At 60.5% G+C, this 9553-nt stretch carries 9 protein-coding genes and 1 pseudogene; 6 read left to right on the top strand and 4 right to left on the bottom strand.

Annotated elements, in window-relative coordinates; translation table 11 throughout:
* The first annotated feature begins 186 nt into the window (after positions 1-186).
* The 4 genes from LJE91_11855 to LJE91_11840 all read left to right on the top strand — a co-directional run bounded on the left by LJE91_11855 (position 187) and on the right by LJE91_11840 (position 4011).
* Positions 187-744 carry a YbhB/YbcL family Raf kinase inhibitor-like protein gene (locus tag LJE91_11855; protein ID MCG6869386.1) on the top strand — a complete coding sequence of 186 codons (558 nt, stop codon included), beginning with the start codon at positions 187-189 and terminating at the stop codon, positions 742-744.
* Between the two features lie 200 nt (positions 745-944).
* Positions 945-1484 carry an addiction module toxin RelE gene (locus LJE91_11850; GenBank protein ID MCG6869385.1) on the top strand — a complete coding sequence of 180 codons (540 nt, stop codon included), beginning with the start codon at positions 945-947 and terminating at the stop codon, positions 1482-1484.
* Between the two features lie 123 nt (positions 1485-1607).
* Positions 1608-3713: a phosphate acetyltransferase gene (gene pta / locus LJE91_11845; GenBank protein ID MCG6869384.1), complete on the top strand. Its 2106-nt coding sequence runs from the start codon at positions 1608-1610 to the stop codon at positions 3711-3713.
* A gap of 4 nt (positions 3714-3717) precedes the next feature.
* Positions 3718-4011, top strand: coding sequence for a hypothetical protein (locus LJE91_11840; GenBank protein MCG6869383.1), 294 nt, complete (start codon positions 3718-3720; stop codon positions 4009-4011).
* Positions 4012-4379: 368 nt separating this feature from the next.
* Here the strand turns inward: LJE91_11840 and trxA are convergent, their stop codons facing one another.
* Together trxA and LJE91_11830 are read right to left on the bottom strand one after the other, a co-directional pair.
* Complete coding sequence (trxA, locus tag LJE91_11835; protein MCG6869382.1) at positions 4380-5243, bottom strand: thioredoxin; 864 nt, start codon at positions 5241-5243, stop codon at positions 4380-4382.
* Positions 5244-5400: 157 nt separating this feature from the next.
* Positions 5401-5844 carry an NAD(P)-binding domain-containing protein gene (locus tag LJE91_11830; GenBank protein MCG6869381.1) on the bottom strand — a complete coding sequence of 148 codons (444 nt, stop codon included), beginning with the start codon at positions 5842-5844 and terminating at the stop codon, positions 5401-5403.
* A gap of 38 nt (positions 5845-5882) precedes the next feature.
* Here LJE91_11830 and LJE91_11825 point away from each other — a divergent pair.
* A pseudogene (locus LJE91_11825) lies at positions 5883-6206 on the top strand (hypothetical protein).
* A 328-nt stretch (positions 6207-6534) separates the two neighbouring features.
* Here the strand turns inward: LJE91_11825 and LJE91_11820 are convergent.
* Complete coding sequence (locus tag LJE91_11820; GenBank protein ID MCG6869380.1) at positions 6535-7005, bottom strand: TerB family tellurite resistance protein; 471 nt, start codon at positions 7003-7005, stop codon at positions 6535-6537.
* Positions 7006-7042: 37 nt separating this feature from the next.
* A complete protein-coding gene (locus LJE91_11815) occupies positions 7043-7450 on the bottom strand; it encodes a hypothetical protein (protein ID MCG6869379.1) in 408 nt (135 codons plus the stop codon).
* A 207-nt stretch (positions 7451-7657) separates the two neighbouring features.
* On the opposite strand from LJE91_11815, the gene parE reads away from it, so the two are divergent.
* Entirely contained in the window at positions 7658-9544 is a 1887-nt protein-coding gene (parE, locus tag LJE91_11810; GenBank protein MCG6869378.1) for a DNA topoisomerase IV subunit B, read from the top strand.
* Positions 9545-9553 lie beyond the last annotated feature (9 nt).

Below are 9553 nucleotides of genomic sequence, written 5' to 3'. Positions count from 1 at the left end.
GAGTGGATTTTCGAGGGATTTTTCGTCCTGACAAGGCGGATTCGATGCGCAATGCCGCCCCATTGCAAGTCGAATCCAACGCCGTCAGGGCGGAAAAGATCCGTAAAGCCGCCGTCCACGATGAATGTCAACAGAGCCTAGCGCAATGCCATGAAAGCGAAACCCTTCAATCGCGCCTCGGACCCAATGTTTCTCCGCTTCTCGACCCGGGTCCTGCGCACCATCTGCGTCGTCGGATTCCTTGGCGTGAATCCGGTATCTTCAGAGGAAACCAAGTCGCTATCAATCGAGTCCCCGGCTTTCTCCCATGACGCCGCCATCCCCGCCAAGTACACCTGCAAGAGAGAAGACATATCCCCGGCGCTGATTTGGTCAGGTGTACCCGAAGGCGCGCGGAGCCTGGTACTCATTGTCGACGATCCCGATGCCCCGGACCCGAGGGCACCGCGGATGACCTGGGTACATTGGGTTTTGTACAACATTCCTCCGGATGCGACCTCCCTTCCTGAAGGCGTTCTCCCCGATCGGCTTCCACCGGGAACGAAGGAGGGCATCAACGACTGGAAACGTGCCGGATACGGAGGCCCTTGCCCACCCATCGGACGACACCGCTATTTCCATAAGCTTTATGCGCTGGACCTCGAGCTCGAGGAGATGAAAACGCCGACCAAAGCCAGAATCGAAGCGGCAATGCAGGGTCATGTCATAGCCCAAGCGGAACTCGTTGGGACCTTCGCGAAGTAGTTGCGCCGCCAGATCGTCGGGTTACCGCGGGCATCTTAGCGATAACGGGTCGCGTTCCTGTATGCAAGCGGGGGTCAGGTCTTGTCCCGTGACTGTGGCTCGAGTAGACTGCCTCCATGGCAAGACCGCTACGTATAGAGTTTGCTGGAGCCCTTATCGGGTAGGTAGGACACGTCTATCAATGCCGATACAAGGCCATCTTGGTACAAAAAGACGATCATCTGTTGGAGTTATCTCGCTACATCGTTCTCAATCCCGTTCGCGCCCGCATGGTACGCACGGCACGGGATTGGCCCTGGAGCAACTATCGGGTTACGGTAGGAATGACCGTGGTGCCCAATTGGCTGGAGATCGACTGGATACTGGCCGCGTTCGCCGAACGCAAGCAACAGGCACAGACCGCGTACCGACGGTTTGTCGCCGACGGAAAGAATCGGCCTTTCCCCTGGCAAGAACTCAAGAATCAAATCTATCTGGATTCAGATGCATTTGTGGATACGATGCAGCGCAAAATAGACGCAGACCGACGCTTGAGTGAAATCCCCAAGACGCAACGACGGCCCGTGTCCCGGCCGTTGACTTGGTATTTCGACAAACACCGAGATCGCGATACTGCGATTTTCGAAGCCTTGAATAGTGGAGGCTACAATATGCGAGAGATTAGCGAGCATGGTGGATTACCTTATTCCAGGATCGGCAGAATTGTGAATCTACCTGAAAAGGCACGAGACAAGACCTGACCCTGTTTGTGCTGCACGATAGGTACCGCCTGATTCCATCAGAGCCTGATGACGGGGGTGTAGACACTGCCGACCGGCCTGGATATTCCGGGCGGCGAATCCGACTCAAGAGTATTGAGAACAATGACACAGAATATTTACGTGGCCGGCGCGGAAGCGAAAAGTGGCAAGTCCGTGGTCGCGCTCGGGCTGATGGAACTGCTGTCTACACAGACCAATCGTCTGGGCTTTTTCCGTCCCGTCATTCGCAGTGAGCACTCAGGCGATCCGATCATCGAGCTGATGACTGCGCGTTATTCGTTGAGTCAACCGTTCGAAATGATGTTCGGTTGCAGTCACGAACAGGCCAGGGACTACATCACCCGGGATCGCCAGGATGACCTGCTCAAGGTCATCCTGGAAAAATTCAAATCCCTGCAAGTGCATTGTGATCACATTGTCTGCCTGGGCACCGACTTCAGCGGTGTCGACGCTGCGCTCGAATTCGACTTCAACGCGGACGTGGCCAACAACCTGGGCTGTTATGTGATGCCGGTCGTGAAAGGTTATCTGCGCGACGCGGAGCAGATCGTCGATGCGGCCAGGGCGTTCATTCATTTACTCGAAGAACGCGATTGCGACATTCTTGCTGCCGTGCTGAGCAGAGTGGATGCGGCGCAGGTTGAGCAGGTCAGGTACGCGGTTGAGCGCTCACTGGGCATGGCCGCGCCGCTGTATGTGCTCGCTGAAAACCCCTCGCTTGGCAAGCCCACGATGTGGGACATCGCGAACGCGCTCGAAGCCGAATGCCTGTACTGCGGACCGGATGCGCTGAAGCGCGAGGTGCACAACTACAAGGTCGCGTCAATGCTGCTGCCGGATTTTCTGAATTACATCGAGGCGAACAGCCTGATCATCACGTCGGGCGACCGCTCCGATATTATCCTCGGCAGCCTGATGTCGTTTCCGTCGCGCGTGTATCCGCAGATCGCTGGACTGCTGCTGACCGGCAACCAGATGCCCGCGAAGGAAATCATGAGGCTGATCGACGGACTCGGCAACGTGTCGGTTGCGGTGCTGAGCGTATCGACCGACACATTCAATACCGCGATGAACGTCAACGCGGTGACCGCGAGCCTGAGCGCCGGTAATGAACGCAAGCTCGCGCTCGCGCTGGGCATCGTCGAGGCCGGCATCGAAGCCGATAAGTTGCTGCAACGCATCAGTACCACACAGTCGACACGGGTCACGCCGCTGATGTTCGAGTACGAACTCATCCGCAAGGCGCGCGTGCAGCGCCGGCATATCGTGTTGCCCGAAGGCACCGAACCGCGCATTCTGCTCGCCACCGAAATTCTGGTGTTGCGAGATGTCGCGAAAATCACGCTGCTCGGCAACCCGGATGAAATCCGCGCCAAAATCGACGAACTCGGTCTGCACCTGGATGGCGTCGTCGACATCATCGACCCGCTGCAATCCGAACTGCGCCAGCAGTTCGCACAGACCTATTACGACCTGCGCAGGCACAAGGGTATCTCGAAGGAAATGGCCTGCGATGCGATGGCCGATGTCAGCTACTTCGGCACGATGATGGTGTATCACGGTCTCGCCGACGGAATGGTGTCCGGCTCCGTGCACACCACGCAGCACACCATCCGGCCGTCGTTCGAAACCATCAAGACCAAACCCGGCGCCCGGATCGTGTCCAGCGTGTTCTTCATGTGCCTGCAGGACCGGGTACTGGTGTTCGGCGATTGCGCGATCAATCCGAACCCAAACGCGGAGCAGCTCGCGGATATCGCGATCAATTCGGCGGACACGGCGATGAAGTTCGGTGTCGAACCGCGCATTGCGATGCTGTCCTATTCCACCGGCGAATCCGGCAAGGGTGCGGCGGTGGTCAAGGTACGCGAGGCCACCGGGATCGTCCGGCGGCAGCGACCGGACCTGAAAATCGCCGGACCGATCCAGTACGACGCCGCAGTGGATGCGTCGGTGGCGAAAACCAAGGTGAAGGGTGGCGATGCGGGCACGAACGAAGTCGCCGGCAGGGCGACCGTGTGTATCTTCCCGGACCTGAACACCGGCAACAACACCTACAAGGCGGTGCAGCGCTTCGCGAATACGCTGGCGATCGGCCCGGTATTGCAGGGCCTGAACAAGCCGGTGAACGACCTCAGCCGCGGATGTACCGTGCCGGACATCGTGAGCACGGTCGCGATCACCGCGATCCAGGCGCAGAAAGATTGACCGAATGAATATCCTGGTGATTAACTGCGGTAGCTCGTCGGTAAAATACGAGCTGTTCGAGATGGACGCCCGGTGTGTGCTGACTTCGGGCGTGCTCGACCGTATCGGCGAGAGCGGGAGCCGGCTGAAACACGGCTGGCTCGACACACAGGGCGTACAGCAAAAGCGCGTCTACGAACAGACGGTCGCGGTCCATCATGCTGCGTTCGGGCTGATCCGGCAGGCGATGCGTGAGTCGGACGTGATGGACGATATCAATGAGCTGGCCGCGATCGGGCACCGTGTGGGGTCAGTCTGAGGGTCAGGTCTTGTCCCGTGACTGTGGCTCGAGTAGACTGCCTCCATGGCAAGACCGCTACGTGTTGAATGTCTCAAGGACCCAACGCAGAAGGCCCTCGGCTCCGCTGGAGGCGGTAGCCGCCAAGCACTGCGAGCGCAATGCCGCCATTGTTGCGGCGTATGCCACTGGCGTCTACAGCTACCGCGCGATTGCCGATCCTTTTGGTCTGCGCTCGGCGACGGTGGGGCGGGTGATTCGCAGCCAAATGCTATCATGCAAGACCAGACCCCATGCGCTGATCGCTTACCGCCACCTTGTCTTCGCCTCCAGGACCTCAGATCCTGGGCAAACCCCATTGGAATGCCTACCCTTTGAGATCAGTTCCGTTAGTGCAAAATGGCGAACATCTTCGACCGGAAGCGCTTGACGCGTTCGTCACCTTCTCCGAGCAGGTCGAACACCGACAGCAGGGCCTTGCGCCCGGCGTCGTCGCTGAATGCCCGGTCACGCCGCATAATCTCGAAAAACTGGTCCATGCCGCCCTCGAAATCGCCCTTCAGGATAAGGTGCGCGCCGAGACCGTAGCGTGCCGCGAGATCCTCCGGGGCCGCCGACACACGGGCAGCCAGCTCTCCTGCATCCGGTGTGTCGGCGGCGCTGCGCGCAAATTCCATCTGCGCGAGCAGCCTTCTGGCACCCGGCAGGTCGCGGTCGGCGGGACCGAGTTGATCTAGCAATGCCGACGCGCCGTCGGGGTCACCGCTTTCGAGCAGGACACGTGCCCATTCGATGCGGATCTCAGCGTTGTCCGGGGCCATACCGGCGGCCTGTTCCAGCAGGGTCAGCCCCTGTCGCTTGTCGCCGGCTTCCAGGGCGGCGCGGGCCGCGAGAAAAACCTTGTCCGACTCGCGTTGGATGTGCCGCTCGATGATCTCGCGGACCACGGATTCCGGTTGCGCGCCCATGAACTCGTCCACGACCTCGCCGTTGCGGAACACCTTGACGGTGGGCAGGCTGCGTACCCCGTACTGCACTGCGAGTTCCTGCTGTTCATCGCTGTTGACCTTGGCCAGCAGGAATTCGCCCTGGTATTTTTCCACGAGGCTGGCGAGGACCGGCGTCAGCATGTGGCAGGGGCCACACCAGTCCGCCCAGAAATCCACCAGTACCGGTACTTCACGGGACTTCCGTAGCACCGTTCTCGGGAACGATTCCCGGGTGACATTCGTGATATAGGGAGATTCGCTCATCTGTTTTTCGTCCTGGCTGTCGGAAAGGGAACCGTGATTGCGGCAAAGGTGTTTTGAGAATTTAGCCGGGCGGCGGATGCCTCCCGGCCGGACCGTATGTCGCAACCGGCACGGTGTCCTTGTATAACCGAAAATTCGTAGACCCAATAACATTAGATTAGTCTAATATATGGACCGTGCTGCCGAACTTCAAGCCGTGCGTTGCCGGGCTATCGATATCTCGAGGCACATGCCGCCCGCCAAACAGAACCACTGCAACTTTCGGTGTGTCTGGCAACATGGTGATGATCGCGTCGGCGTGTTCCGCCACCTCCTTACCATTGCCACATTCGACGGCGCCCTTGTTCAGGATGACTTGCGAGGCGCCACTTCTGGAGTGAACGAACAGCGTATGGCCACCGGCGATCAGCCGGCCGGCCATGGGTCTGCCCATGACGCCCAAATCAATGAAGCCCACTTTGCTCATGGCGAATCTTCCCGAGAGTTTGATCGAATTTTCCGGGTAGAGACTCTTTTGAAACGACGCTCCAACACAGCACATCAAAGAGTCCTGGCCGAAATCGAAGGGATACGACTCACTCGTCATGACGAGCGGATTCACGCCGCCTCATTGAGTGCTTCGGGAATCGGTGGACCCGGGTAGTCGACCTGGGGAGCGAAGGGCAGGAAGTGCTGTCGTTTCTCACGCATCTACACCAGATCGGCCAGACCGGAGCAACGCCGCGACACCTCAAAGGCCCGTCCACTTGTTGTCATCGAGAGGAGCCGCATGCTGTTGGTTGGCGCTTCATCGATGAACGGCGGGCGATCAACCGCGATGCAAACTGCGGCTGGGCTCATGGAAAGGCTGATGTGCTTTACGTCGCTGTCGCCTTTGAAGCGATGAAGCATGTCCACGCAATGCTCCGAGTTTCTGAAGACCGGTTGACAAGGGTCAGAAAGGGATCCCGACCGCCTGAATAGGTAAGTGGCGGACAGTCGCCCATCAGGACTGTCGCTGGATGCGGCGGCTCACCTCGTTCTGGTGAGCCGCTGTCCCTTCAGCCGACCCGCCTGGAGGGGCACTTCGCTAAGACGATTGCCGGAAAATGGCATACCAGAATGCGCCGGATTTTCGTTGGCGGCGTTGCGATTCCTTGCAATAGAGCGGCTATTACGCGTCATCGCGCCTTGCCACGAAACGAATATGACACACACTTTCTCGTGAAAACCTGTCCGCGACGGGTATATTTGACAGAAATCGCCTAAGTTGTCACCGAGGTTTCAATCGAGTCAGCGGAAACGCGGTCTGCTAGTCCAGGTATCGCAGATCGGCATTAAGCGTGGCGGGATCGATGCCCAGACAATTGCACAGCTTGACGATTTCGATCTTTTTCGGCAGTGCCTCCCCACCTCCGGCCTGGCCGACGGCGAGACAGATTCGCGCGAGCAGGGTGGCAGACTCGGGGTCGTCCGAGACCGCGGCGATTGCCCGAAGCGCCTTCTCCCGCCCATTTTGGGGAGACTTCAGAATCTCCTCGACGTGCCCGTCGAACAGATCGACCCCCTCGTGGGGGTTGAAGATCCTGAGCTTGTCGACGGCGTCGAGAATCTGGTCCAGTCTGACGCGCTCGCTGAATCGAACCCTGCCGTCGGAAACCGCCACGAGCGCGCATGCCGCCATGGCGGCTCTGAGCAGGGGTTTCCTGCGGTGGCGCACGAGGGCTTCACGGAAGGTGTCCGCAATACGTGTCACATCACTGCGGATCGGAATGGGTCCCATGTCAGCGCCGTCTCGGATTCATGGACGTCGTGGCGCCTCACTCACCTGCGTCGAGCGCATACCGGGTCTCTACCACCTGCTCCTGGCGTTCGCTGAAATCGCCCAGCGGGCGAGTAAACGTGTATTTGAAGGGGTAGTCCACCATCGCCTTGCGCGCATCGCCGACACTAGTCGTCGCCAGACCGGTGGCCGTGAAGGGCAGGGCTGCGATCCAGCCGACAGTCCCGACGAGCGAGGCCACCAGGGTGGTCGGGCGTGACAGGAACAGGTCGAATGCCTTCATACCCAGCGACGGGTCCTCGCTTCCGGTCTTCTGGCGATCGAGGTAGCCCAGCTTCGGCTCATCGGACGTCGGTGCCTCTTCCGAGGCAATCGACACAGCGGGGGCGACGGCGAACAGCAACGCCATGAAGGCGGCTAGGGATCCGTGGCGCATGTTTGTCATGGCTGACCTCGGCATTGTGCGAAAGGTAACGCGCAAGGGGCACTGCAGGAACCGGCGCGACAAGGTTACAGTATGAAACGGGTGGCGGGACTGTCAACCCGGTCGCTTCGAACAGTGCCTTTGCGATGCGTTGAAACCCGTGGAACTCAGGTTGGGCAGGGTACTAGAATAGCGCGAAACCCAAGCCTGGATACTCAGACGATCCCCATGACGCCTTCCTACGACGCTGCCGACATCGAGGTCCTCAGTGGACTCGATCCGGTGCGCAAGCGCCCTGGCATGTACACCGACACGACCCGTCCGAACCACATGGCGCAGGAGGTCATCGACAATTCCGTTGACGAGGCCATTGCCGGATTCGCCCGGTCCATCGAAGTGGTGCTGTACAAGGACGGTTCCCTGCAGGTCAGCGATGACGGCCGCGGCATGCCGGTAGACATCCACCCGGAAAAGAAAGCGCCGGGTGTCGAGGTCATCCTCGGGACGCTGCACGCCGGTGGCAAGTTCTCCGGCGACAACTACCGGTTTTCAGGCGGGCTTCACGGTGTCGGCGTCTCGGTCGTGAACGCGCTGTCCCGGCACCTGGAGGTGTGGGTGCGCCGGGGCGGGAAGGAGTTCAACATGGCATTCGCCGACGGCGATAAGGTTTCTGACCTGGAGGTCGTCGGCGATGCCGCCAAGCGCAACACGGGAACCGTGCTGCGCTTCTGGCCCAATCCACGGTACTTCGACACCGTGACGTTTTCGGTCCCGCGACTACGGCACCTGCTGCGTGCCAAGGCGGTGCTGTGTCCCGGACTGACGGTGCGGTTCTCGGACGAGAACACCGGCGAGTCGCTGGAGTGGAACTACGCGAACGGTATCGAGGCCTATCTCGCCGAGGCCGTGGCCGGATACGAGCTGTTGCCGCCGGCCCCGTTCACCGGCAGTTTCGAGGGCCATCAGGAGGCCGTGGACTGGGCCGTCATCTGGCTCCCGGAAGGCGGCGACGGGGTGGCGGAGAGCTACGTGAATCTCGTCCCGACCACACAGGGCGGGACCCATGTCAACGGGCTGCGGTCCGGCCTCACCGAGGCCGTGCGTGAGTTCTGCGAATTCCGCAACCTGCTGCCGCGTGGGATCAAGCTCGCCCCGGATGACGTCTGGGAGGGGGTGAGTTACGTACTCTCCGTGAAGATGCTGGAGCCTCAGTTCGCGGGGCAGATCAAGGAGCGACTGTCGTCGCGCGCGACGGCGGCCTTCGTCTCCGGGGTAGTCAAGGATGCGCTCAGCCTGTGGCTCAATCAGCACGCCGAAACCGGAGAGCTGATCGCCCGCCAGGCGATCAGCCATGCGGGCAGACGCCTGCGCGCCGGCAAGAAGGTGGTGCGCAAGAAGGTGACGGCAGGGCCCGCCCTGCCGGGAAAGCTTGCGGACTGTACATTGCAGGACCTCTCGCGCACGGAGCTGTTCCTGGTCGAGGGGGACTCGGCCGGCGGGTCCGCGAAGCAGGCGCGAGACCGTGAGTTTCAGGCGGTGATGCCGCTGCGCGGTAAGATCCTCAACACCTGGGAGGTCGAGCACGAGCGCGTGCTGGCCTCGCAGGAGGTGCACGACATCTCAGTGGCCATCGGCGTCGATCCAGGTTCCGGAAGACTGGATGACCTTCGCTACGGGAAGATCTGCGTCCTTGCCGACGCGGATTCCGATGGGCTGCACATCGCCACGCTGTTGAGCGCCCTGTTTCTGCGTCACTTCAGGCCACTGGTAGTGACCGGCCACGTCTACATTGCGATGCCACCGTTGTATCGGATCGACGTCGGAAAGGCGGTCTACTACGCCCTGGACAACAGCGAGCGTGACGGCGTTCTCGACCGGATCGCCGCGGAACGCAGGAAAGGTAAGGTGACGGTCACCCGCTTCAAGGGCCTCGGGGAGATGAATCCGCTGCAGCTTCGCGAGTCCACCATGGCGCCGGAGAGCCGCCGTCTGGTCCGTCTGGTGGTCGAAGACGGCGACGACAGCGCCGGGATGCTTGACATGTTGCTGGCCAAGAAGCGGGCCGCGGACCGCCGCGGCTGGCTGGAGCGCAAGGGCGATATCGCGCAACTGTAGTGCGCCGGA

The sequence above is a fragment of the Gammaproteobacteria bacterium genome, assembly GCA_022340215.1.
Classification (GTDB): domain Bacteria; phylum Pseudomonadota; class Gammaproteobacteria; order JAJDOJ01; family JAJDOJ01; genus JAJDOJ01.
The sequence above is the reverse complement of the archived record's forward strand: the minus strand, read 5'-3'. Positions and strand labels throughout refer to the sequence as shown.

Bases quoted from the DNA above. Each gene is read 5' to 3' on its own strand.
- LJE91_11815 (MCG6869379.1), bottom strand. From the start codon at position 7,450: ATGACAAACATGCGCCACGGATCCCTAGCCGCCTTCATGGCGTTGCTG.
- LJE91_11820 (MCG6869380.1), bottom strand. From the start codon at position 7,005: ATGGGACCCATTCCGATCCGCAGTGATGTGACACGTATTGCGGACACC.
- LJE91_11840 (MCG6869383.1), top strand. From the start codon at position 3,718: ATGAATATCCTGGTGATTAACTGCGGTAGCTCGTCGGTAAAATACGAG.
- LJE91_11855 (MCG6869386.1), top strand. From the start codon at position 187: ATGTTTCTCCGCTTCTCGACCCGGGTCCTGCGCACCATCTGCGTCGTC.
- parE (MCG6869378.1), top strand. From the start codon at position 7,658: ATGACGCCTTCCTACGACGCTGCCGACATCGAGGTCCTCAGTGGACTC.
- trxA (MCG6869382.1), bottom strand. From the start codon at position 5,243: ATGAGCGAATCTCCCTATATCACGAATGTCACCCGGGAATCGTTCCCG.
- pta (MCG6869384.1), top strand. From the start codon at position 1,608: ATGACACAGAATATTTACGTGGCCGGCGCGGAAGCGAAAAGTGGCAAG.